The sequence below is a fragment of the Stenotrophomonas sp. 14P6.2.3 genome (genome assembly GCF_057799055.1).
Map to the genome: position 1 here is coordinate 121,342 of NZ_JBYOLA010000008.1, position 22,569 is coordinate 143,910.

Annotated in this window: 20 protein-coding genes; 8 read left to right on the forward strand and 12 right to left on the reverse strand. The window is 67.1% G+C overall.

The annotated features are described in order from the left end of the window. Positions 1–41: 41 nt before the first annotated feature. A complete protein-coding gene (locus AC27VL_RS08900) occupies positions 42–749 on the forward strand; it encodes an alpha/beta fold hydrolase (RefSeq protein WP_488766067.1) in 708 nt (235 codons plus the stop codon). Positions 750–870: 121 nt separating this feature from the next. Here the strand turns inward: AC27VL_RS08900 and dkgB are convergent, their stop codons facing one another. Further along, on the reverse strand, positions 871–1,680 hold the full coding sequence (dkgB, locus tag AC27VL_RS08905) for a 2,5-didehydrogluconate reductase DkgB (protein WP_488766068.1): 810 nt from the start codon (positions 1,678–1,680) through the stop codon (positions 871–873). An 85-nt stretch (positions 1,681–1,765) separates the two neighbouring features. Continuing rightward, positions 1,766–2,980, reverse strand: coding sequence for an MFS transporter (locus AC27VL_RS08910; RefSeq protein ID WP_100553972.1), 1,215 nt, complete (start codon positions 2,978–2,980; stop codon positions 1,766–1,768). A gap of 105 nt (positions 2,981–3,085) precedes the next feature. Here AC27VL_RS08910 and AC27VL_RS08915 point away from each other — a divergent pair, with 105 nt between their 5' ends. After that, positions 3,086–3,988: a LysR family transcriptional regulator gene (locus tag AC27VL_RS08915; RefSeq protein ID WP_100462033.1), complete on the forward strand. Its 903-nt coding sequence runs from the start codon at positions 3,086–3,088 to the stop codon at positions 3,986–3,988. A gap of 72 nt (positions 3,989–4,060) precedes the next feature. Here AC27VL_RS08915 and AC27VL_RS08920 read toward each other — a convergent pair whose 3' ends face one another. After that, positions 4,061–6,181, reverse strand: coding sequence for a methyl-accepting chemotaxis protein (locus tag AC27VL_RS08920; protein ID WP_488766069.1), 2,121 nt, complete (start codon positions 6,179–6,181; stop codon positions 4,061–4,063). 183 nt (positions 6,182–6,364) lie between these two features. Between AC27VL_RS08920 and AC27VL_RS08925 the strand changes: the two genes are divergently transcribed. Further along, complete coding sequence (locus AC27VL_RS08925) at positions 6,365–6,820, forward strand: Rrf2 family transcriptional regulator (RefSeq protein WP_100553970.1); 456 nt, start codon at positions 6,365–6,367, stop codon at positions 6,818–6,820. Then, on the forward strand, positions 6,810–7,715 hold the full coding sequence (locus AC27VL_RS08930) for an NAD(P)/FAD-dependent oxidoreductase (RefSeq protein WP_100553969.1): 906 nt from the start codon (positions 6,810–6,812) through the stop codon (positions 7,713–7,715). The genes AC27VL_RS08925 and AC27VL_RS08930 overlap by 11 nt, the downstream gene beginning before the upstream one ends. Before the next feature lie 66 nt (positions 7,716–7,781). Here the strand turns inward: AC27VL_RS08930 and AC27VL_RS08935 are convergent, their stop codons facing one another. Further along, positions 7,782–8,738 carry an aldo/keto reductase gene (locus AC27VL_RS08935; RefSeq protein WP_099819859.1) on the reverse strand — a complete coding sequence of 319 codons (957 nt, stop codon included), beginning with the start codon at positions 8,736–8,738 and terminating at the stop codon, positions 7,782–7,784. Between the two features lie 169 nt (positions 8,739–8,907). On the opposite strand from AC27VL_RS08935, the gene AC27VL_RS08940 reads away from it, so the two are divergent. Together AC27VL_RS08940 and AC27VL_RS08945 are read left to right on the forward strand one after the other, a co-directional pair. Continuing rightward, on the forward strand, positions 8,908–9,765 hold the full coding sequence (locus AC27VL_RS08940) for a class I SAM-dependent methyltransferase (protein ID WP_488766070.1): 858 nt from the start codon (positions 8,908–8,910) through the stop codon (positions 9,763–9,765). A gap of 176 nt (positions 9,766–9,941) precedes the next feature. Then, positions 9,942–10,481 (forward strand): pseudouridine synthase, encoded by a 540-nt coding sequence (locus AC27VL_RS08945; protein ID WP_100553967.1) that lies wholly within the window; start codon positions 9,942–9,944, stop codon positions 10,479–10,481. 94 nt (positions 10,482–10,575) lie between these two features. Here the strand turns inward: AC27VL_RS08945 and AC27VL_RS08950 are convergent, their stop codons facing one another. Then, positions 10,576–10,965 carry a hypothetical protein gene (locus AC27VL_RS08950; RefSeq protein WP_025877588.1) on the reverse strand — a complete coding sequence of 130 codons (390 nt, stop codon included), beginning with the start codon at positions 10,963–10,965 and terminating at the stop codon, positions 10,576–10,578. Between the two features lie 214 nt (positions 10,966–11,179). Next, positions 11,180–13,687, reverse strand: a complete 2,508-nt coding sequence (gene hrpB / locus AC27VL_RS08955) for an ATP-dependent helicase HrpB (RefSeq protein WP_488766071.1) — start codon at positions 13,685–13,687, stop codon at positions 11,180–11,182. A gap of 68 nt (positions 13,688–13,755) precedes the next feature. Between hrpB and AC27VL_RS08960 the strand changes: the two genes are divergently transcribed. Beyond that, a complete protein-coding gene (locus AC27VL_RS08960) occupies positions 13,756–14,553 on the forward strand; it encodes a TatD family hydrolase (RefSeq protein WP_488766072.1) in 798 nt (265 codons plus the stop codon). Positions 14,554–14,623: 70 nt separating this feature from the next. Here the strand turns inward: AC27VL_RS08960 and AC27VL_RS08965 are convergent, their stop codons facing one another. From AC27VL_RS08965 to AC27VL_RS08980, 4 genes are all read right to left on the reverse strand, one after another. Further along, entirely contained in the window at positions 14,624–15,547 is a 924-nt protein-coding gene (locus tag AC27VL_RS08965) for an NAD-dependent epimerase/dehydratase family protein (RefSeq protein ID WP_488766073.1), read from the reverse strand. A 4-nt stretch (positions 15,548–15,551) separates the two neighbouring features. Further along, on the reverse strand, positions 15,552–16,490 hold the full coding sequence (panE, locus tag AC27VL_RS08970; RefSeq protein ID WP_488766074.1) for a 2-dehydropantoate 2-reductase: 939 nt from the start codon (positions 16,488–16,490) through the stop codon (positions 15,552–15,554). A gap of 677 nt (positions 16,491–17,167) precedes the next feature. Then, the gene (locus tag AC27VL_RS08975) at positions 17,168–17,968 is read right to left on the reverse strand and encodes an ABC transporter permease (protein ID WP_099819852.1); all 801 of its coding nucleotides are present in this window, start codon (positions 17,966–17,968) and stop codon (positions 17,168–17,170) included. Further along, positions 17,965–18,933 carry an ABC transporter ATP-binding protein gene (locus AC27VL_RS08980; RefSeq protein WP_162291996.1) on the reverse strand — a complete coding sequence of 323 codons (969 nt, stop codon included), beginning with the start codon at positions 18,931–18,933 and terminating at the stop codon, positions 17,965–17,967. Before AC27VL_RS08980 ends, AC27VL_RS08975 begins: the two co-directional genes overlap by 4 nt. 84 nt (positions 18,934–19,017) lie before the next feature. On the opposite strand from AC27VL_RS08980, the gene AC27VL_RS08985 reads away from it, so the two are divergent. Then, positions 19,018–19,767: a ferredoxin--NADP reductase gene (locus tag AC27VL_RS08985; protein ID WP_488766075.1), complete on the forward strand. Its 750-nt coding sequence runs from the start codon at positions 19,018–19,020 to the stop codon at positions 19,765–19,767. Between the two features lie 114 nt (positions 19,768–19,881). On the opposite strand, the gene AC27VL_RS08990 is transcribed toward AC27VL_RS08985, so the two are convergent. Both AC27VL_RS08990 and AC27VL_RS08995 read right to left on the reverse strand, forming a co-directional pair. Then, positions 19,882–21,039, reverse strand: a complete 1,158-nt coding sequence (locus AC27VL_RS08990) for a lytic polysaccharide monooxygenase (RefSeq protein WP_100553964.1) — start codon at positions 21,037–21,039, stop codon at positions 19,882–19,884. A 216-nt stretch (positions 21,040–21,255) separates the two neighbouring features. Beyond that, a complete protein-coding gene (locus tag AC27VL_RS08995; RefSeq protein ID WP_191077629.1) occupies positions 21,256–22,425 on the reverse strand; it encodes a lytic polysaccharide monooxygenase in 1,170 nt (389 codons plus the stop codon). Positions 22,426–22,569 lie beyond the last annotated feature (144 nt).

Here is a 22,569-nt window from a genome sequence, read left to right on the forward strand (position 1 = left end):
GTCTGGTCGTCTTGTGGGTTTGAAGGCGCCACAATACCGCCATGACCGACCGTATTCCCCTGCTCCTCCTCCCCGGCCTGCTCAACGATGCCGAACTCTGGCGCGCGCAGCTGGCCGACCTGGCCGATATCGCCGACTGCACCGTGGGCGACCAGACCCGGGGCGAGACCCTGCAGGCGGTGGTCGAGGACGTGCTGGCGCAGGCGCCCCCGCGATTCGCGCTGGCCGGTTTCTCACTGGGTGGCTTCGTCGCCCAGCAGATCCTGCGCACCGCGCCGGAGCGCGTGCTGCAACTGGCCCTGATCGACACCTCGATCCATGCCGACTCCCCGGAACGTGCCGAACAACGCCGCAGCCAGCGCGCCAGCGTGCGCCTGCCGGGGAAATTCCATGGCTTCGGCGATGTGCTGATGCGCAGCTACATCGATGCCTCGCGGCTGGACGACTACGTGCTGGTGCAGCGCGTGCGCGACATGACCGCGCGGTTGGGTGCGGAGGTATTCCTGCGGCAGAGCGCACTGGAACGGAGTGACGGCCACGACGTGCTGGCCGGCTACCGCGATCCGTTGCTGATCGTCTGTGGTGCGAACGACCGCATCACGCCCTTGGCGGTGAGCGAAGAGATACACGCGCTGGTGCCGCATTCGCAGCTGGTGGTGGTGCCCGATTGTGGGCACCTCGCGCCGATGGAAAAGCCGGAAGAGGTGAGTGCAGCGATGCGGGCGTGGCTGTTGCAAGGCGAGGATTGAATCCACGCTTCTGGTAGGTGCCGACCTTGGTCGGCACGGTGTTTCATCAATCGATCAGAGGAAAGCGCCGACCAAGGTCGGCACCTACCGGTAGCGCCGGGCCATGCCCGGCGGCTTTTGCTCAATCCCAGGCCGGCGCAATGCCTTCCGGATTTGCCAGGCGATGGCCGCGGTCCAGCTTGGCGATCTGCGCCATGTCGTCCTCGGTCAGGCGGATCGCTGCCGCTTCCAGGTTGCTGGCCAGGTTCTCACGCTTGGTCGACGACGGAATGACCGCGTAGTCCTGCTGCAGCGCCCACGCCAGCGCTATCTGCGCCGGGCTGGCCTGGTGGCGGCCGGCGATGGCCTGGATCACCGGGTCCTTGATCACCTCGCCATAGGCCAGGCTCATGTACGCGGTGACGCGGATGCCGTTGTCCTGCAGGAACTTCACCAGCAGGCGGTTCTGCAGGTACGGATGGATCTCGACCTGGTTGGTGGCGATCGCATCGGCACCGAGGATTTCAATCGCCTTGCGGGTCTGGGCGATGGTGAAGTTGGAGATGCCGATCTCGCGGGTCAGCCCCTGTGCCTTGGCTTCAGCCAGCGCGGTCAGGTACTCCTCCATCGGCGTGTCGACCTTGTCGTTCGGCGACGGCCAGTGGATCAACGCCAGGTCGACATAATCGGTGCGCAGCTTTTCCAGGCTGGTGCGCAGGCTTGCCAGCAGCGCATCGCGATTGAACTCGGTGATCCACACCTTGGTGGTCAGGTAGATCTCGTCACGCGGCACGCCGGACTCGGCGATGGCCTGGCCGACCTCGGCTTCGTTGCCGTAGATCTGCGCGGTGTCGATGGCGCGGTAGCCGACGTCCAGTGCGTTGCGCACCGAGTCGATCACGGTCTGGTCTTTCAGGCGGAAGGTGCCAAGGCCGAAAGCGGGGACAGTCATGGGGAACTCCAAAGCGGGGGAAGGAGGTGATTGCAAAGGGTAGGGCAGGGGCCGTGTGCATGCCGGCAACGGTGCATTGCGCTCATCAATGCGCCGCCACCGTGATGCCGTCGGCGCGATCATCGATGCCGTCGCGACGGTCCAGACGGCCACTCAGCACGGTCAGGCCATACGCGCCGACCACCACCAACGCGCCCAGCCACGGCGTGTGCATCAGGCCGATGTGCTCGACCACCAGGCCGCCCAGCGACGCACCCAGCGCGATGCCGATGTTGAAGGCGGCGATGTTCAGGCCTGAGGCAACATCGGTGGCCTGCGGTGCGTAGCGCTGTGCCTGCTTGACCACATACACCTGCAGGCCGGGCACGTTGCCGAATGCCACCGCGCCCAGTGCCAGTACGGTCAGCAGCATCAACCAGGTGTTGTGGGCGGTGAAGGTCATCGCCAGCAGCACCACGGCCAGCAGCGCGAAGATGCGCTTCAACGCGGGCACCGGGCCCATGCGGTCGGCCATGCGGCCGCCCCACAGGTTGCCGAACGCCACCGACACGCCATACACCAGCAGTACCAGGCTGACCGCGTTGGCCGAGAAGCCGGTGACGTCCTGCAGGATCGGCGTCAGGTAGGTGAAGGACAGGAAGGTGCCGCCGTAACCGAGTGCGGTGATGGCGTAGACCATCAGCAGGCGCGGCTGCGCAAGCACGCCCAGCTGCTGGCGGAAGGTGGCCGGCGCGCTCTGCGCCAGGCCGCGCGGTACGAACAGCAGGGCGCCCAGCAGCGCGATCACGCCCAGCCCGGCCACCGCCAGGAACGTGGCGCGCCAGCCCAGGTGCTGGCCGATGAAGGTACCCAGCGGTACGCCGGTTACCAGTGCCACGGTCAGGCCGGTGAACATGATGGCGATCGCGCTGGCGGCCTTCTCCTTCGGCACCACGGCGGTGGCGATGATCGAGCCGATCGAGAAGAACACGCCGTGGGCCAGGCCGGTGAGGATGCGGGCGACGATCAGCGAGGTGTAACCCGGTGCCATCCACGCGATGACGTTGCCGAGGGTGAACAGCACCATCAGCGCGACCAGCAGGGTCTTGCGCGGCACACGGCCGGTGAGTGCGGTCAGCACCGGTGCGCCGACGGCCACGCCGAGGGCATACAGGGAGACCAGCAGGCCGGCCGACGGCAGGCTGACCTGCAGGTCGGCGGCGATGGTCGGGATCAGGCCGACGATGACGAACTCGGTGGTGCCGATGGCGAAGGCGCCGAGGGTCAGCGCCAGCAGGGCGAGCGGAATGCCACGGATCATGACAGTGTCCAGAGCGAAGGAAGGGGCGCAGTGTGCGCGGCCGACCTTTGCCGAAAAACCGGTCTTCACGCCAATCACTCTTGCCTGATGGTCAATAATGGCGTCATGAAAACCACCCTCGACGAAATGCAGGCCTTCCTGGCGGTGATCGACAGCGGTTCGATCAGCGCCGCTGCCGAGCAGCTGGGGCAGACGCCTTCAGGCGTGAGCCGCGCGCTGGGCCGGCTGGAGGACAAGCTGGGCACCACCCTGCTGACCCGTACCACCCGCCGCTTGCACCTGACCGCCGAGGGCGAGGCCTACCTGCGTCATGCGCGCGCGATCATCGATGCAGTGGAATCGGCCGAGGAACAGATGGCCGCGCGCCGCGAGCGCCCGGCTGGCCGACTGCGGGTGGATGCGGCGATGCCGTTCGTGCTGCACGTGATCGCGCCGCTGGTGGCTGGCTACCGCGCGCGCTATCCGGACGTGCAGCTGGAGTTGAACAGTTCCGAGCGCTACATCGACCTGCTGGAACGGCGTACCGACCTGGCGATCCGCATCGGCCCGCTGGCTGATTCCACCCTGCATGCACGGCCGCTGGGGCGCTGCCGGCTGCAGGTGCTGGCCAGCCCGGGCTATCTCGCCGCGCACGGCGAGCCGGCCAGCGTGGCGGCGCTGGGCCAGCACACGCTGCTCAGCTTCAACGAACCGGAATCGCTGAACCGCTGGCCGCTGCCGGGCGATGCCGACGGGCAGTTGCTGGTGCGCCCGGATATCGCGGTATCCAGCGGCGAGACGCTGCGCACGCTGGCGGTGGAGGGCGTGGGCATAACTTGCCTGTCCGACTTCGTGACTGAACGCGATCGCGCGGCCGGCACGCTGGTGCCGGTGCTGGCCGCACAGACGCTGGATGTGTACCAGCCGATCCACGCGGTGTACTACCGCAACACGGCCGTATCGGCGCGGATCAGCTCGTTCCTGGATTACCTGGGTGAAGCGATGGCCGCATCGGATTACCTGCGCTGATGCATTGTGTGGGTTGCCGGCCAGCGGCCGGCACTACCGGTAGTGCCGGCCGCTGGCCGGCACACGACACACTCAGGCCGCGTGCGCCAGCACACCCTTTGCCGTCGACGTGGTCGACAGATCGAACACATCCACCGAGTCGATCAACCGGTTCGCCTGCTGCTCCAGGCTGCGCGCCGCCGCACTCGCTTCTTCCACCAGCGCGGCATTCTGCTGGGTGGTGCCATCCATCTGGATGATGGTCTGGCTGACCTGCTCGATGCCGGCCGACTGCTCCTGCGAAGCAGCCGAAATCTCGGCCATGATGTCGGTCACGCGCTGCACAGAAGCGACGATCTCAGCCATGGTGTCGCCGGCCTGGCGCACACGCTGCGCACCGTGGCCCACCTGTTCCACCGATGCCTCGATCAGCGATTTGATTTCCTTGGCCGCTGCCGCCGACCGCTGCGCGAGCGTGCGCACTTCACTGGCGACCACCGCGAAGCCGCGGCCCTGCTCGCCGGCACGCGCCGCTTCCACCGCCGCATTCAACGCCAGGATGTTGGTCTGGAATGCGATGCCGTCGATCACGCTGATGATATCGGCGATCTGCCGCGACGAGCCTTCGATCGCATCCATCGTCGCCACGACCTGGCCGACCACTTCACCGCCATGCGAGGCCACGCTGTGTGCACCGATCGCCAGCTGGTTCGCCTGCCGTGCATGCTCGGCGTTCTGGCGCACGGTGGAGGTCAGTTCTTCCATCGACGCAGCGGTTTCTTCCAGGTTCGCCGCCTGCTGTTCGGTGCGATGCGACAGGTCGTTGTTGCCCGCGGCAATCTCGGCGGCGGCGGTGTGGATGTTGCCCGAGGCGTGCTTGATGTCGGTGACGATCGTGGCCAGCTGTGCCGCCGTGGTGTTGGCATCGCCGGCAATGCGGGCGAACACGCCCTGGAAATCGCCGTGCATGCGTGCCCCCAGGCGACCATCGGCAATGGCACGCAGCATCGTCGAGACGTCGCCGAGGTTGTGTTCGGTGGTCTGCATCAACCGGTTCAGGCCATCGACCATCGCGCGGAAATCATGCTCGAAGCGCGCGCTGTCGCCGCGCTGGCTGAAGTCGCCTGCGGCAGCGGCTTCGGCCAGGTGACGAATCTCGCTGTTGATCGCGCCGAGGTTGGATTTGACCGCATCCAGTGCCTGGGTGATCACCGCCTTTTCGCCCGGCAGACGCTCCATGTCCAGGCTGAGGTCGCCCACCGCATAGCGGCCCATGATCGCGATCGCGCGCATCTTCACCTGGATGTGCGCATCGACCAGGGTGTTGGTGTCGGCCACCATCGTGCCGTAGGCACCGGGGAAGGCGCTGCTGTCCATGCGGTGGCTGATCGTGCCGGCGTCGTGTGCCTTGGCCATCGCAGTCTGCGCGTCGAGCACGCCGCGCACGGTGCTCTGCACGGCCTGCATCGCCTGCGCCAGGCGGCCGATCTCGTCGCGGCTGCGCACCTGCACGTGGTAGTCGAGATCGCCGGCAGCGACCGCACGCGCGGCCGCTTCCACGGCCAGCACCGGCTGCACTACGGCACGCCGCAGCCACCAGCCGAGGCCGATCAACAGCAGCACGGCCGCACCAATGGTCAGCGCGGCGCACAGCAGCAGCGTCTGCCGTGCCTGCTGCGAACGCGCGGTCACCGCGGCTTCGGCCACCTGGGTGGCCTGCGTACCCAGCGCATCCAGCGCGGTCGCCACCGGTCGGTCTTTGCCACGCACCAGTGAATCGCCGGCCGCAGGATCGTAGTCGGCTGCAGCGAAGGCCTGCAGTGCCGCGTGGTAATCCAGCTGCAATTGAGCATGCAGGCCGGAAAACGCTTGAGCCAGTTCACGCGTGCGCGCATCGGGGCTGGCGGCCAGGCCTTTGGCCAGTTCGGCAACGAGGCGGCCTTCGCTGTCGAAGGCCTGCAGGTGGTGCTGGCGCAACGCGTCATCGTGGCCGCGCAGCAGCACGTTCTTCCATTCCTGCACCTGCCCGCGGAACTCACGCTGCAGGCGCTCGGCGTCGCGGCTGTGGGCGACCTCCGGGGGGACTTCGGTGGACAGCTTCAACCAGGCAGATGCCAGGCCCGCGAGGGCACACACCAGGACAACGGCCAGACCAACAGAAACGGCGCCGAGCAGCTTCGACTGCAGCCGCGGCGCATGGGAAGAGGCTTTCATGGGACGAGATCTCGGAAGGGGTGCGATGCGGTATCGACCATCCTTTAGGTCTCTGAAGTGCGATGCGTGTCACATTCCCGTTCTGTTTAGTGATGTGAAGAATGTGTTTCATAGGACAAATGTGTCCATATGGAACGAAAGCAGACCCTCGACAGCTGGTTTAAATGTAACTATCGTAGTTACATGAAATCCGCGAATCCGCTCTCCGATGCCCTGCACGTGATGGCCCATCTGGTCGGCCAGCCCGGGCCGCGAACCTCCGAACAGCTGGCCACCTGCCTGCCGACCCATCCGGTGGTGATCCGCCGCCTGCTGGCGCAGATGCACAAGGCTGGACTGGTCCGCAGCACGCGCGGCCACGGTGGCGGCAGCCAGCTCGCCCGCGATGCGGCGACGATCACCCTGCACGACGTCTACCAGGCCATCGGCGCGCCGCCGATGGTCCAGGTCGGTACCCGCGAAGGCCGGGGCGGCTGCCCGATCCAGCAGCTGGTCAACCAGGCCCTGCTGGAGAGCGCCCGCGAAGCGCAGCGCCTGCTCGAGCAGCGGCTGCAGGCAACCACCCTCGACCAGCTTGGCGCCGACTTCGCCCGCCATCTTGCCCATCACCGTTCCCTGGAAGCTCACCATGAATCCTGATGTCCTCATCGTCGGCGGCAGCTACGCCGGCATCGCCGCCGGACTGATCCTGGCGCGTGCGCGTCGGCCGGTCACGATCATCGACGCGGGTTCACCGCGCAACCGCTTTGCCAGCCATTCGCACGGCGTACTGGGCATGGACGGCATCAGTGGCGCCGAGTTGCTGAAGAGCGCACGCCAGCAGTTGCTGGATTACCCGACCGTGCGCTGGCTGAATGCCGAAGCGGTGCGGGCCACGGCCAGCGCCGAGGGTGTGGAGGTGCATACCGCCGACGGCCAGATGCTGACCGCGCGCAAGCTGCTGCTGGCCACCGGCATCGCCGACCAGCTGCCCGAACTGCCCGGCATGGCCGAACGTTGGGGCAGCACCGTGCTGCACTGCCCGTACTGCCATGGTTACGAAGTGGGTGGCGGTTCGATCGGCCTGCTCGGCGGCCATCCGATGTCGGCCGGCAAGGCGCCGTTGTTCGCCGATTGGGGCAACGTCACCTTCTTCAGCCAGGGCTTGCCGATCAGCGACGAGGAACTGGCCGCCATGCAGCAGCGCGGCGTGCAGATCGAAACCACGCCGGTGGTCGGCGTGCACGGCGAACAGCCCACATGGCTGGAGGTCGAGCTGGCCGATGGCCGCCGCATCGCCCAGCGTGCGCTGTTCGTGCCTGCCGGGCAGGCGATGGCCACGCCGCTGGTGCAGCAACTGGGCTGCGCGTTGGTGGAAAGTCCGCTGGGCGTGCTGATCGAGGTGGACATGATGAAACAGACCTCGGTGCCGAACGTCCATGCGGCCGGAGATGCGACCACGGTCGGCAACATCACCCTGGCCATGGCCGAAGGGGTGCGTGCGGGTATCGGCGTGCACCATGCGCTGGTCGGCGAAGACAGCCTGCCGCGTTGAGCTGCTGCATCCACGCGTGGCGTGGATCTACTGAACGGTGCCGACGTTGGTCGGCACCGTCCTTGCTCAACCTTCCACGCTGGCCGCATCCAGCTGCGCCACGTCCTGCACGCTCAACGCGACGTTCGCCGCCGCCAGCAGGTCGTGCAGCTGTTCCACGCTGGTGGCGCTGACAATCGGTGCGGTGATCGACGGCCGTGCAATCTGCCAGGCCAGCGCGATCTGCGCGGCAGTGGCGTTGTGCTTGCTGGCCACATCATCCAGCGCCTGCAGGATGCGCAGGCCGCGCGGGTTCAGATAGCGCTTGACCACGGTTGCGCCACGCGCGCTGCTCTTGCCGGCATCGTCCGGCGTGCGGTACTTGCCACTGAGGAAGCCACTGGCCAGTGCGTAGTAATTGATCACGCCGATCTGCTCGCGCTGCACCAGCGGTTCCAGCTCCTTCTCGTAGCCGGCGCGGTCGTACAGGTTGTACTCCGGCTGCAGGGTTTCGTAACGCGGCAGCTTGTAGTCGGTGGACACCTTCAGTGCTTCGGCCAGACGCGTGGCGCTGTAGTTGGACGCACCGATCGCACGCACCTTGCCTGCCTCGATCAGGCGACCGAACGCAGCCAGGGTGGCTTCCAGCGGCGTGGATTCATCGTCCTCGTGGGCCTGGTACAGATCGATCACATCGGTCTGCAGGCGACGCAGCGAATCCTCCACCGCTGCATTGATGTTGTCCGGGGTTAGGCCGGGCCGCTCGGCCCATTTGGCCACCTTGGTCGCCAGCACCACCTTGTCGCGCTTGCCGCTGCGCGCGAACCACTTGCCGAGCAGGGTCTCCGACTCGCCACCCTGGTTGCCCGGCACCCACGCTGAATACACATCGGCGGTGTCGACCAGGTTGAAGCCGGCATCGACGAAGGCATCCAGCAGCGCAAAGCTGGCCTTCTCATCGGCGCTCCAGCCGAATACGTTGCCACCGAAGGCGAGCGGAGCTACATGCAGGCCGGAACGGCCCAGTTCGCGGATTGCCGTCATGGGCACGGACTCCTTGGGGAAAGTCCTTCAGGATAGAGCGCGATGTGTGACCGCGCTGCGGCGCTGACCACAAAACTGTGTTCCGCGACGCGCACGCGGCTAACGTTTTGTGAACACCTGCGGCGCGGCGGCTGCTAGTCTCGCCGCATCTTCCGCTGGAGTCGCCCCGATGATTGCTGCCTCATCCCTGCGTGGTTGCCGCGTGCTGCTTGCCTCGGCGCTGCTGGTCGCCGTTCCCGCATTCGCTGCGCCGGTCACGGTCGCACCGGCAAAGATCCAGGTGTCGCCGGCGATCGATGCGGCGGTGAAGGCCTCGACCCGCGACCCGGCCAACGTCAAGCGCGACGGTTTCCGTCATCCTGCGCAGACGCTGGGCTTCTTCGGCGTGGCGCCGGAGAAGACCGTCATCGAGATCACGCCCGGCAATGGCTGGTACTCGGAAATCCTGGCGCCGCTGCTGCGCGACAAGGGCCATTACATCGCTGCGGTGGTCGATCCGCAGGCCGTGGCGGAAGGCCGCGGCCGCGACTACCAGCAGCGCAGCCGCGACAGCCTGGAAAAGAAGTACGCCGCGGCACCGGCACAGTTCGACAAGACCGCCGTGGTCGCCTACGACCCGGCCAAGCCGGTGTTCGGCGCAGCCAACTCGGCTGATGTGGTGCTGACGTTCCGCAACGTGCACAACTGGCGCAAGGCCGGCCAGGCGCAGGGCATGTTCCAGGGCTTCTTCAACGTGCTCAAGCCGGGCGGCGTGCTCGGCGTGGTCGAGCACCGCGCCAAGGCCGACGTGGCCGACGCTGACGACACCGGTTATGTGGGCCAGCAGCAGGTGATCGCGATGGCCGAGGCCGCCGGTTTCAAGCTGGATGCGCGTACCGAGGTCAATGCCAACCCGCGCGATACCAAGGACCATCCGAATGGCGTCTGGACCCTGCCGCCGACCAACCAGCATGACAAGGCGGATGACGCCAAGTACCAGGCCATCGGTGAAAGCGACCGCATGACCCTGCGTTTCGTGAAGCCGTAAGCCGGCACGTCGTACTGCCAGCACGGATTCCCCGCTGTAGAGCCGAGCCCATGCTCGGCTCATCGCGCACAGCGCGACGGAACGCAACAGGAGCCGAGCATTGGCTCGGCTCTACAGGTCGGTTGCACGACGCGCGGCGTGGGACAATGCCTTACCCGCCGCCTGCCGTACCCGTAATGCTGATTGCCTTCAACAAGCCGTTCAACGTGCTCTGCCAGTTCACCGACCGCAGCGTGCCGCCGCGGCCGACCCTCGCGGGTTTTGGTTTACCGCCGCGCGTCTACGCTGCCGGCCGCCTCGACCATGACAGCGAAGGCCTGCTGCTGCTGACCGACAACGGCACGCTTGCGCACAAGCTGACCGACCCGAAGCACAAGGCGGACAAGCTCTACTGGGTGCAGGTGGAAGGCACGCCCAGCGACGAGCAGCTGCAGCAGCTGCGCGATGGCGTGGTGCTCAATGATGGGCTGACGCTGCCGGCGAAAATCGAGCGCCTCGACCCTGCGCCTGAGCTGTGGCTCCGCGATCCACCGGTGCGCTTCCGCAAGACGGTGCCCGACAGCTGGCTGGCGATCACGATCCGCGAAGGACGCAACCGTCAGGTGCGGCGGATGACGGCTGCGGTGAACCTGCCGACGCTGCGCCTGGTACGTGCTGCGATGGGGCCGTACCGGCTGGATGACCTGCAGCCGGGGCAGTGGCGGCAGATCGGCTGAAACAAAAAAGGGCCGGAGTCCTTGCGGCGTCCGGCCCTCGTGCAGCGTCATGGGGTCAGAGCCCTTCCTGCGGAAGGGATCCGACCCCGGCCAATCAGGCGTCGCTGCCGATATCGCTGTGCTCATCGACTACGGTGTCGTTGCGGCGGTCGCGCGCATTGATGCGCTGGGCCTGGCCGTTCACGACGTGACCATTGGCGGCCTTCTTCTTCTGCTGCTTGCGGTACAGCGCGTAACCCAGCAGGCCCACGCCCACGGCAGCCGCCGCGATGGTCACCGCCGGATTGCGGCGGGCGAACTTGGTGGCGACCTTGCCGCCGGTCTTCACCGCGCCAAGCGCGGCGCCGGTCTTGATCCAGTCGCTGGCCTGCGGGCCGAGGTGACGCAGGCTGCCGCCAGCGCTCTTCAGGCCATCGCCCGCGGTGTGGGCCAGGTCGAGGGCGCGCTCCAGGGCGCGGTCGGTGATTACGGTCAGTTTGCTCATGCGGGGGTGTCCTTGCCTCGGGTCGAAGTCCAGTGTCGCCTGTTGCCCGTAAACGGTATGTCAGTCAGGCGGGCGCGTGGTGTGACTCTAACGCAGCCATTCAGGAACGGGCGGGCTGGGGTCGGATCCCTTTCCGTTGGGAAAGGGCTCTGACCCCGGCGCGCATCCTTGGGGTCAGAGCCCTTTGCCATGCAAAGGGATCCGACCCCGCCACTCAGGTCCCGCGCGGTTTGGCCCGGTGGGTCGCCGTGGCCGTCCACGGATCGTCCGGCCAGGGGTGGCGCGGGTAACGGCCCTTCATCTCCTTCTTCACCTCGGCGTAGGTGTTCTCCCAGAAATTTCGCAGATCCTGGGTGACCTGCAACGGCCGGCCGCCCGGTGACAGCAGGTGCAGGGTCAGCGGCACCCGGCCATCGGCGATGCGCGGCGTGTCGGCCAGCCCGAACAACTCCTGCAGCTTCACCGCCAGCACGGGCGGCAGCGGCTCGCCGCTTTCGCCGTCCAGCGCGTAGGTGATCGGCCGCTCCAGCCCTGAAGGTACGGTGATCCGGGTGGGCGCGTGGCGCTCGACCAGCTGCCGCTGCGTCCATTCCAGTGGCGACTTCAGCGCTTCGCCGAAACTGGCCTCGTCCAGCGCATCCAGACGTGTCCTGCCAGCGAATGCCGGCTGCAGCCATTGCGCACGGTTGGCCAGCAATGCGACGTCACTGCAGTCGGGCAGGCCCAGCTCGGGCATCCAGCGCCGCAGCGATTCCACCCGCGCCTGCCACTGGCGCAGACCCTCGGTCCATGGCAATGCCTGCAGGCCGAGCTCGGCAACGGCGTCAGTCAGCGCCTGCGCCGCCAGCTGCGGATCAACCCGGCCGGCCGAACGGCTGTCCATCACGATGCGGTCGAAGCGTGTTTCGCGCAGCGCGACCAGGGCGCGGCGCGTGTCATCCCAGCGCACCGCGTCTTCGGTCACGAAGCGGTCGGGCCAGCGCCTGCGCAGATAGCCTTCATCCACCGGTGCGGCGCGCAGCAGCAGCGCGTCGCGTGCCTCGAAACGCAGTTCGCTCGCCACCAGCCACGGTTCGCCCCGCAGGTCGCTCAGTTCATGCAGGCGGGCGCTGCGGCCGTTGGCCAGCAGGTAACGCAGCGGGTCGTTCGGATGCTGGAAGGCGATGCGGTCGGGGAAGGCGTGCGCCAGCAGGTCGCCCAGTTCGTGCGCCTCGATGCTGGCCGGTGGCGCGGCCTCACAGCGCAGGCGACGGCGCCACTGTTTGGCAGCGGCATCGATGGCGGCCAAGCCGCTGCGATTGGCATCGGCGGGCGCACGGCCATTACGGAAGGCCGCCAGTGCACGCCAGCGCGCGGCCAATGCATCACCGCCTTGGCGCAACGGGTCGCGGGCTTCCAGCAATGCGGCAAGATCGGCGGCCAAGGCCTGTGCGCGGGCATCGGGTGCGGCCAGCAGCATCGCGGCCATCCGCGGATGGGTGCCCAGCGCCAGCACGCGACGGCCGAGTGCGGTGATCGCGCCGCTGCTGGACAACGCACCCAGGCGCTGCAGCAGTTCGCGTGCGGCGGCCATCGGCCCGCTCGGTGGCGGGTCGAGGAAGCGCAGGTCACTGCTGCCCCAGGCGGCCAGCTCCAGCGCAAGGCCGGCCAGTTCAACCTGGTCGATCTCGGCGCGACGCTGCGGCTCCAGCCGTTGCGACTGCGGCCACAGCCGCCAGGCCACGCCCTCGGCCACACGCCCGGCACGGCCGGCGCGCTGGTCGGCCGAGGCCTGCGCGATGGCCACCACGTCCAGGCGGGTGAAGCCACTGTTGGGGTCGTAGCGTGGCTCGCGTGCCTGACCGCTGTCGATGACTACACGCACGCCGGGCAGCGTCACCGAGGATTCGGCCACGTTGGTGGCCAACACCACGCGGCGGCGGCCGTCGCTGGAGGCCTGCAGCACGCGCGCCTGCTGTTCCACCGGCAGTTCACCGTGCAGGGCCAGCACGTCCACCGCAGCGCCATCAAGATTGTCCTGCAGGCCGGCCTGCACGCGTGCGATCTCACGCTGGCCGGGCAGGAACACCAGCAGGTCGCCGGGGTGCTCGGCCAGCGCCTGCTGTACCGCGCGCCGCACCTGCAGCTCCAGTGCCTCGTCACGCCGCGCCGGGAAGTGGCTGATCGCCACCGGATAGCTGCGGCCCTCGCTGCTCAACCGTGGTGCATCGAGGAAGCGGGCCAGGCGCTCACCGTCCAGCGTCGCCGACATCACCAGCAAACGCAGGTCGTCGCGCAGCTGCGATTGCACATCCAGGGCCAGCGCCAGGCCGAGATCGCCACTGAGGTGGCGCTCGTGGAATTCATCGAACAGGATCGCGCCGACGGTTTCCAGCATCGGGTCGTCCTGCAGCATCCGGGTCAGGATGCCCTCGGTGACCACCTCGATGCGGGTGCGCGCCGATACCTTGTTCTCGAAGCGGATGCGGTAGCCGACGGTGCCGCCGACCTCCTCGCCGAGCTGGCGCGCCATGAACATCGCGGCACTGCGCGCAGCCACCCGGCGCGGTTCCAGCAGGATGATCCTGCGGCCCTGCAGCCAGGGCGCATCGAGCAGCGCCAACGGCACCTGGGTGGTCTTGCCGGCGCCGGGCGGGGCTTCCAGCACCAGCCGCGGGTGTGCGGCCAGGTGCTGCTGGATCTGCGGCAGCAGCGGGGAAATGGGGAATTGCGGGGCATTCATGTGCAAAGGATAAGGGGCCATGGCGGGCACGGGTACAATGCGCGGGTTTTCCTGTCCCTGCTGCCCTCATGCATCTGATCGATATCGGCGCCAACCTGACCCACGACTCCTTCGACCGCGACCGCGATGCCGTGCTGGACCGCGCTCGGCAGGCCGGTGTGGTGCAGATGATCATCACCGGTGCCAGTCGCGAGCATTCGCCGCTGGCCCTGCAGCTGGCGCAGCAGCACCCCGGCTTCCTGTACGCCACCGCCGGCGTGCATCCGCACCACGCGGTGGAGTACACCGATGAGTGCGATGCGGAGATGCGTGCGCTGCATGCCCACCCTGAAGTTGTCGCAGTGGGCGAGTGTGGGCTGGACTATTTCCGCGATTTCTCGCCGCGCCCGGCGCAGCACCGCGCGTTTGAACGCCAGCTGCAGCTGGCTGCGGACAATGGCAAGCCCTTGTTCCTGCACCAGCGCGATGCGCATGCCGATTTCATGGCGCAGATGAAGAACTTCGAAGGCCACATCGGTCCGGCCGTGGTGCACTGCTTCACCGGCGAGCGGCAGGAGCTGTTTGATTACCTGGACCAGGACTGGTACATCGGCATCACCGGCTGGCTGTGCGACGAGCGTCGTGGTGGGCACCTGCGCGAGCTGGTGAAGAACATTCCGGCCAACCGGTTGATGATCGAGACCGACGCACCGTACCTGCTGCCGCGCACCCTGAAGCCGATGCCGAAGGACCGCCGCAACGAACCGGTGTTCCTGTCGCACATCGTGGAAGAACTGGCGCGGGACCGTGGCGAGGATGTGCAGACCACGGCGGCAAACGCCACGGCTGCCACGCGTGCGTTCTTCCGCCTGCCGGGCGCTGCCTGATAGCAGGCGGTAGTGCCGGCCGTTGGCCGGCAATCAAAGTGTGCTGCCGGCCAGCGGCCGGCACTACCCGTCAGCCGGGAACGCCCGGATCCGGTAGCGCCGGGCCATGCCCGGCGAGCGAAGCTGCAAGATCCGTCAGCCCTTCCCGATACGTTGGAAACTGCGGCGTCCAGTCCAGCGCCTCGCGCGTGCCCCGGCTGTCGATGCGCTTGTTGCTCTGGTAGAAGCGCCGCAATGTCGCGCTGAGCGATGGATCATCCCAGGCCACTGCGGGTGGCATGGCGAACCCGCCCAGCTGTGCGGCGAAGGCCAGTACATCCTGCGACGGCGCCGGTTCGCCATCGCTCGGCAGATACAGCGCATTGGCCGTGGGGCGTCGCATCGCGGCGATCACCACCGTTGCCAGGTCTTCGACATGCAGGCGATTGAACACCAGCCCTGGCCGCACCACGTGCCGCGCGCGGCCTTGGGACAGCTGCAGCAGCGCATTGCGCCCGGGCCCATAGAGGCCCGGCAGGCGAAATACCGCCGAGGCGATGCCGCGCGCATCCGCCAGCGTACGCCATTGCGTTTCGGCGAGTTGACGCTGCATGCCCGTGGGTTCTGTGGCATCGGCAACGCTGCTCTCGTCGATCCAGCCACCGTCACGGTCGCCATAGACCGAGGTCGACGACAGGTAGCCAAGCCAACGCAAGGAAACGCTGTCACGCAGCGCGGCATGCAGCAGTCGCAGTGCCGGGTCGCCCTCGGCATCGGGTGGCACGCTGCACAGCACCGCGTCGGTGTGGGCGATGGCAGCGAGCAGGGCAGGTGAGAGCGCAGCGTCGGCCTGCAGCTGATGGCGCTGCAGGCCATCGTCAGGTGCTGACGCCGGATCGCGCACCGTGCCTTCCACCTGCACGCCTAGGGCCTGAAGGTGCGCAGCCAACACGCGCCCACTCCAGCCCATGCCGAGGATCAGTACCCGCTTCGGCAACGGGCCAGCCAGGTTCATCGGGTCACGCCGCGCGCTGGGCCTGATAGGCCTGCAGGCTGCTGTAGGCCACCTGCAGCAGCAACGCTTCCTGGCCCGCGGCGCGCGCACGCGCCAGCATGTCGCCGACGATCTGCGCGGCTTCCACCTGCTGGCCCGCTTCCAGGTCGCGCAGCATCGACGCCTTCAACGCCGAACCGGCCTGGGTCAGGGTACCGCGCGCGGTGTCCTGCGCCGCCTGCGGCACCGGTTCATCCGCGGCTTCGGCCACCGCCAGGCATTCATCGTAGAGCCCGCGCACGATGGCATCGCCGTCGTCGGTGGCCACGATGGTGCCGATGTCCGCACGCAGCAGGCAGGTAGCCGCCGCCAGCGCGGTGAGGAACGTGTACTTGATCCACTGTTCCTGGCCGATGTGTTCGCTGGCCAGATGATCGAGATTCGCCTGTGCGCAGGCTGCAGCGAATGCCTGCACGCGCGCGGAGACCGCACCGCCATCGCGTTCGCCGAAGGTCAGCTTGGCCGGCTTGCCCAGGTGCAGCACGGCACCATCGGGCGCCTTGGTCGCACTGATGAAGCACAGCCCCCCGAGCACTGCCTCGCGACCGAAGCGCGCGTCGAGCGCGTTGTAGTGATGCAGGCCGTTGAGGATCGGCAGCACGGTGGTGCTCGCGCCCACGGCCGGTGCGATGGCATCGATCGAGCTGTCCAGGTCGTAGGCCTTGCAGCTGAGGATCACCAGATCGAACGGCGTGTCTGCAGCCAGCGTCGCCAGGGCATCTGCGGTGACATGCTGCACCGGGAACGTGGCGTCACCCACCGGGCTGCGCAGCACCAGGCCATCGCGATCCAGTTGCGCGGCGCGGGCAGGGCGCACGAGGAAGGTCACGTCCACACCCGCCTGGGCCAGGCGACCACCGAAGTAACCGCCGGTACCGCCGGCGCCGAGGATCAGGATACGCATTGCACGCTCACTGCAGTTGGGGGATTCACTGCTGTGATTGTGCCGGAGTTTGCGGCCAACGGCTGCGCCCCTCGTGGTGGCTTGAAGCACAAGCCGTGTTTGCGTCGGGCGGGGTGGGCTCGCGGGGGACGCCGTGAATACGTCCTTGTAGGCTTGGCCGCGCCATCCATGGCGCGGACACCCCCGCGAGCCCACACCGCCCGACCCCTGACGGTTTCCGTGTGCGTCCACCACGGAAAACAAAGAAGAAAATCAAAAGCAACAGCGGGTCGCTCCGCTCGGTTCTCTCGATCATCTTTCCCGTGGATCCACATCCATCAGATCGCAAACAAAAAGAGCCGAGCATTGGCTCGGCTCTACATGATCTCCAGCCATCCACGCATGGCGTGGATCTGCCGTGTCGACCAAGGTCGACACCCACCAACAGCAGCAAAGACCGCCGTTCCAACAGCATCGGGAAACTGTCAAAGGCGGGGTGGGTCCGGTGGCGGGGGTGTCCGCGGCATGGATGCCGCGGCCAAGCCCCCATGGATGGGTTCACGGCGTCCCCCGCCACTGGACCCACCCCGCCATCCCACGGATAGCTCGCTTTTGACGTTGACGTTGACGTTGACGTTGCCGGCCAGCGGCCGGCACTACCACCGCGGGTGCAGGGCCGCAGGCCCTGCAGAACATCCTCAGCTGCGCATGCCTACGCCACGCTTCAACAACCACAGCGCCAGCGCCGTCAGCACCACCACGAAACCGATCATCAGCGCATACGCCACCACCACCGGCACATCGCTGCTGCCCAGCAGGCCATAGCGGAACGCGTTGACCATGTAGAAGATCGGGTTCGCGTGCGTGGCCGCCTCCGCCCATGGCGGCAGCAGCTTCACCGAATAGAACACGCCGCCCAGGTAGGTCAGCGGGGTCAGGATGAAGGTCGGCACGATTGCCACGTCGTCGAACTTCTTCGCATACACCGCGTTGATGAAGCCGGCCAGCGAGAAGATCGTCGCGCCCAGGATCACCGTGGTCAGGGTCACCAGCGGATGCGGAATGCGCACCGGGGTGAAGAACATCGCGATGATCAGCACGATCACGCCGACCATCAGGCCGCGCAGCACCGCACCGGCCACGTAGCCCCACAGGATCACCCAGTTCGGCATCGGGCTGACCAGCAGTTCTTCCACGTGGCGGCCGAACTTGGCGCCGAAGAATGACGAACTGATGTTGCCGTAACTGTTCTGGATAACGCTCATCATCACCAGGCCCGGCACGATGAACTGCATGTAGGTGTAGCCGCCCATGTCGCCCACGCGCGAACCGATCAGGCCGCCGAAGATCAGGAAGTACAGGGTCATGGTGATCGCCGGCGGCACCAGGGTCTGGCCCCAGATGCGCATGATGCGGGCGACTTCGCGGCGCACGATGGTCATCAGTGCGATGCGGTTGCGCTGGCCGTCGGTCAGGACCGGGGTCGGGGTGCTGCTCATGCGGACGTCTCCTGGTTGCCGGTGAGGCGCACGAACAGTTCCTCCAGGCGGTTGCTCTTGGTACGCATCGAACGCACGCGGATGCCCGCTGCGTTCAGTGCTTCGAACACGCGGTTCAGATCCATCGCGCGCGGCATGTCGATGTCCAGCGTGTGGCTGTCGGTGGCGATCAGGGTCGCACCCTCGATCACCGGCAGCTGCGCGGGCAGGGCGCCGTCGATGTCCAGCAGGAAGCCTTCCACATCAAGCTTGGCCAGCAGTTCGCGCATCGGGCCCTGGGTGACGATCTGGCCATGGTCGATGATGGCCAGGTTGCGGCACAGGTGCTCGGCCTCTTCCAGGTAGTGGGTGGTCAGGATGATCGTAGTGCCGGCGGCGTTGATCTCCTTCAGCACCCGCCACATGTCGCGGCGGATCTCGATGTCCACGCCGGCAGTCGGTTCGTCCAGGATCAGCAGGCGCGGCCGGGTCATCATCGCGCGGGCGATCATCAGCCGGCGCTTCATGCCACCGGACAGGGTGCGGCTCATCACCTGCGCCTTCTCCCACAGGTGGGCGCGCTTGAGCTCGACCTCGGCCATCTGCTCGGCTTCCGCGCGCGGCACGCCGTAGAAACCGGCGTAGTTCACCAGGATGTCGAAGGGCTTTTCGAACAAGTTGAAGTTGATCTCCTGCGGCACCAGCCCGATCAGGCGCATGGTGGCGCTGCGGTTGCGCACCAGGTCGCTGCCGAACACCTCCACCTGGCCCTCGCTGAGGTTGACCAAGGAGCTGATGATGCCGATCAGGGTGGACTTGCCGGCGCCGTTCGGGCCCAGCAGGGCGAAGAAATCGCCCGGGGCCACTTCCAGCGAGACCCCTTTCAGGGCCTGGGTGCCGTTGTCATAGGTTTTACGCAGGTCGCGCACGCGCAGGGCGGGCGCCGTATCGTTCTGGGAAGCCAAGCTCGAAGCCTTCGCGCCCATGGGCTGGCGCTGGAGAGGGGCGGGGAAGGTCTATTATAGAAGACCCCGAGGGCTTGCCCCGGCTACACACTGTCCCGAAAAGTCGTGCCTGTCCAATTCCCCATCAAACTGGTCGACCGCCGCATGCTGGCGCCCTCCATCGGCCATTACCAGTTCGTGCGTGACGACGGCCAGCCGCTGGATTTCCAGCCCGGCCAGTTCATCCAGGTCCATTTCAGCTACGCCGATGGCACCGAAACCAAGCGCAGCTATTCGCTGGCGACCATCCACGATCACGCGCTGGGCCCGGGCGAGGCGGTGGATATCGCGGTCAGCTTCGTCCCCGGCGGCGCCGCCACGGCCCTGTTCGAGGCGCTGGACATCGGCGGCCAGGTCAGCGCGTCCGGCCCCTACGGTCGGTTCTGCCTGAATCCGGGCGACCACAACGGCCGCTACCTGCTGATTGCCACCGGTACCGGCGTCACCCCGTACCGCTCGATGCTGCCGTTGCTGGCAACGGCGATGGCCGAGCGCGGCGTGCAGGTGGTCCTGCTGCAGGGTGCACGCAGCCCGGGCGAGCTGCTGTACAGCGAAGACTTCTACAGCTTCGCCGAAAAGCACCCGAACTTCCGGTATGTGCCGTGCCTGTCGCGGGAACCGCCGGCCGAGCCGCACCCGGATGTACACCATGGCTACGTGCAGCAGGCGCTGGCGGAATTCACGCCGGACCCGGCCACCGACATCGCCTACCTGTGCGGTAACCCGGACATGGTCGACGCCTGCGCCGAAGCGCTGAAGGCGGCGGGCCTGGGCAATCCGCAGATCCGCCGCGAGAAGTACGTCAGCAGCAAGTAAACCCAAGGGTAGTGCCGGCCGCTGGCCGGCAACCCCACGAACCCGGGTAGTGCCGGCCGCTGGCCGGCAACCTCATGAACCGGAGGCGGCACCCGGCCGCCCCTGGACCATGCCTCAGTACGGCACCCAGGCATCGCGCCAGGCCGAGCCCACGCCCGGCCGGTACGCCTCGGCATTGACGTTGCACCACGCGCCTTCCGGGAACGGGCGGCAGGCGTAGAGCTTGCCGTCGCTGCTCTTCACCACGGTCTGCCCGGGCACGTAGCTGCCGATGCCGGCCGGATAGATGAAATCGAAGTCGCCCGGCGGCTGCACCGGATCGGGCACCTTCGTATCCAGCTGGAACCGATGCCCCTGCGCCAGGTAGACGCGGTTCGCCGTTGCTGAGGCAATCGGCGTGATCACACCATTCTCCAGCAGGCCGATGCGGGCATGCCGCGCGCCTGCATTGACCGCACGGGCCAACGTCAGCGGCCACTGCGTTGGCAGCGTCTGGCCAGTGGTCAGCGTGGTGTCGATGCGTTCCAGATCATTGCCGTTCGCGTTGAACACGCGCAGGGTGAGGGTCGTACCCGCATCCAGGGCTCCGCGCGCGGTGACAGGGCCGGCATCGTGCCATTGCGGCGGCGGCGTTACACCACCGCCACCCTCGAAACGCACGTCCATGCAGGTGTAGAACGCCTCGGCCGAATCCGAGCGCTGCCAGGTGTTGTAGATCAGATGCTGGCCGGTGCGCTGGGGCAACGGGCAATCCAGCTTGTAGACACCACCTTCCGACAGCGGCACGTTGCCCAAGGTGCAGAACTCCTGCAGATCCGACCAGCCCACGGGCGAACCTGGCTGCCATCCTTCGCGCGTCACATAGAACTTCCAGTCACGGGTGGCATGCGGGGCGGGCGCAAGAAATTCAAAGGTGTAGCGGCCGTTGCCATCGGCGCGGATCGGGGTGGTCGACCAGTCGGACCGATCCAGATCCAGGCCGCGGTACTTGCTGTTGCCACCGCTGCACAACTGTCCGTCCGGCACCACGGCCTGGTGATTGCCGTTGGCATTGGCCTGGTTGATGCCGGACCAGTCATAGAAGGGCTGTGCACCGCCGATCGCTTTTGCGGCGGCGCACGCCGGATTGGTCGGGTTCTCCGGATTGCCCTGGTAGCAGGCATAGACCCGGCTGCTGGGTTTGGACATGGTGCCGTGTGCCAGCGCACTGGCAGAGACGCCCAGGCCGGCGATGGCAGTCATCGCGAGAGCGAGTCGATTGAGCGGTTGCATGGTGGGGATCCTGTGAACGGTGGAAGGACCAGCGAGTCTCCACACGATGCACAGCGCCATCCATTCAACGATTCCGAAAAGCTGCAGGTTGCGACGCAATGTGCATTGCCTGCGCGAACGGGTTAACACTTCATGTTGTACCCGCGGGTCTGCATCTGCCCGATTGCAGAAGCGGGGCGGCACGTGCGCGCCGCTCCCGCTCCATCTCTCACTCACTCAGTACGGCACCCAGGCATCGCGCCACGCCGAGCCCACGCCCGGCCGGTACGCCTCGGCATTGACGTTGCACCACGCACCTTCCGGGAACGGGCGGCAGGCGTAGAGCTTGCCGTCGCTGCTCTTCACCACGGTCTGCCCGGGTACGTAGCTGCCGATGCCGGCCGGATACACATGGTCGAAGTCGCCGCCGGGCGACGGCGTGCCCGGGTCCGGCACCTTCGTGTCCAGCTGGAAGCGGTTGCCGTCCTTCAGGTACACGCGGTTGTCGGTGGCCGAGGCGATCGGCGTGATCGCGCCGTTGCTGAGCACCCCCACGCGCGCATGCTGGGCACTGGCATTGACCTTGCGGGCCAGCGCCAGCGGCCACTGCGCTGGCGCGGTCTGGCCTGCGGCGAGCGTGGCTTCCACACGTTCCACATCGTTGCCGTTGGCATTGAACACACGCAGCGCCAACGTGGTGCCGACCGGCAGCTCGGTACGCGCGGTGACCGGCCCGGCATCCTGCCACTGCGGTACCGGCGTGGTACCGCCGCCGCCTTCAAAGCGCACATCCATGCAGGTGTAGAACGCTTCGGTCGAATCCGAGCGCTGCCAGGTGTTGTAGATCACATGCTGGCCGCTGCGCTGCGGCAGCGTGCATTGCAGCTTGTAGGTGCCATCGGCCGACAGCGGCGTATTGCCCAGCGAGCAGAATTCCTGCAGGTCGGCCCAGCGCAGCGGGCTGCCCGGCTGCCAGCCGGCGCGGGTGACGAAGAACTTCCAGTCACGCGTGGCATGCGGGGCGGTGGCCTTGAACACGAAGGTGAACCTGCCGTTCGCATCGGGCTGGATCGGCGTGGTCTGCCAGTCACTGCGATCCAGGTCCAGGCCGCGGAAAGTCGGGTTGTTGCCGCTGCACAGCTTGCCGTCGGGCACCACGGCCTGGTGGTTGCCGTTGGCGTTGGCCTGGTTGATGCCGTTCCAGTCGTAGAACGCCTGCGAACCGGCCACTGCCTTGGCGGCCGCGCAGGCCGGGTTGGTGGGGTTTTCCGGGTTGCCCTGGAAACAGGCATAGACGCGGCTGACCGGGGTGATCATCGTGCCGTGTGCGGCCGCGTTGCCGGCAACGCCAACACCGGCGCCAACGAAGACGGTAGCCAACAGCAAGGGGGTGTATCGCAGAGACATGGCGCATCCTTGTGGTCGTCGAAGAGAGCGGTGACCGCTGTACCCGCGCTGTGCCGCGCGACGGACGATGAGCGGTACCGCCGCGAGTATCGAGCGGCAATGCACAGCGCGAAACCTCGTCGATGCCGATCCGTGACTGCGCGT

Bases quoted from the DNA above. Each gene is read 5' to 3' on its own strand.
- AC27VL_RS08945 (WP_100553967.1), top strand. From the start codon at position 9,942: ATGCTGATTGCCTTCAACAAGCCGTTCAACGTGCTCTGCCAGTTCACC.
- AC27VL_RS08965 (WP_488766073.1), bottom strand. From the start codon at position 15,547: ATGAACCTGGCTGGCCCGTTGCCGAAGCGGGTACTGATCCTCGGCATG.
- AC27VL_RS08915 (WP_100462033.1), top strand. From the start codon at position 3,086: ATGAAAACCACCCTCGACGAAATGCAGGCCTTCCTGGCGGTGATCGAC.
- AC27VL_RS08910 (WP_100553972.1), bottom strand. From the start codon at position 2,980: ATGATCCGTGGCATTCCGCTCGCCCTGCTGGCGCTGACCCTCGGCGCC.
- AC27VL_RS08990 (WP_100553964.1), bottom strand. From the start codon at position 21,039: ATGCAACCGCTCAATCGACTCGCTCTCGCGATGACTGCCATCGCCGGC.
- AC27VL_RS08935 (WP_099819859.1), bottom strand. From the start codon at position 8,738: ATGACGGCAATCCGCGAACTGGGCCGTTCCGGCCTGCATGTAGCTCCG.
- AC27VL_RS08980 (WP_162291996.1), bottom strand. From the start codon at position 18,933: ATGGGCGCGAAGGCTTCGAGCTTGGCTTCCCAGAACGATACGGCGCCC.
- AC27VL_RS08960 (WP_488766072.1), top strand. From the start codon at position 13,756: ATGCATCTGATCGATATCGGCGCCAACCTGACCCACGACTCCTTCGAC.
- AC27VL_RS08920 (WP_488766069.1), bottom strand. From the start codon at position 6,181: ATGAAAGCCTCTTCCCATGCGCCGCGGCTGCAGTCGAAGCTGCTCGGC.
- AC27VL_RS08940 (WP_488766070.1), top strand. From the start codon at position 8,908: ATGATTGCTGCCTCATCCCTGCGTGGTTGCCGCGTGCTGCTTGCCTCG.
- AC27VL_RS08930 (WP_100553969.1), top strand. From the start codon at position 6,810: ATGAATCCTGATGTCCTCATCGTCGGCGGCAGCTACGCCGGCATCGCC.
- AC27VL_RS08900 (WP_488766067.1), top strand. From the start codon at position 42: ATGACCGACCGTATTCCCCTGCTCCTCCTCCCCGGCCTGCTCAACGAT.
- AC27VL_RS08950 (WP_025877588.1), bottom strand. From the start codon at position 10,965: ATGAGCAAACTGACCGTAATCACCGACCGCGCCCTGGAGCGCGCCCTC.
- AC27VL_RS08925 (WP_100553970.1), top strand. From the start codon at position 6,365: ATGAAATCCGCGAATCCGCTCTCCGATGCCCTGCACGTGATGGCCCAT.
- hrpB (WP_488766071.1), bottom strand. From the start codon at position 13,687: ATGAATGCCCCGCAATTCCCCATTTCCCCGCTGCTGCCGCAGATCCAG.
- AC27VL_RS08975 (WP_099819852.1), bottom strand. From the start codon at position 17,968: ATGAGCAGCACCCCGACCCCGGTCCTGACCGACGGCCAGCGCAACCGC.
- AC27VL_RS08995 (WP_191077629.1), bottom strand. From the start codon at position 22,425: ATGTCTCTGCGATACACCCCCTTGCTGTTGGCTACCGTCTTCGTTGGC.
- panE (WP_488766074.1), bottom strand. From the start codon at position 16,490: ATGCGTATCCTGATCCTCGGCGCCGGCGGTACCGGCGGTTACTTCGGT.
- dkgB (WP_488766068.1), bottom strand. From the start codon at position 1,680: ATGACTGTCCCCGCTTTCGGCCTTGGCACCTTCCGCCTGAAAGACCAG.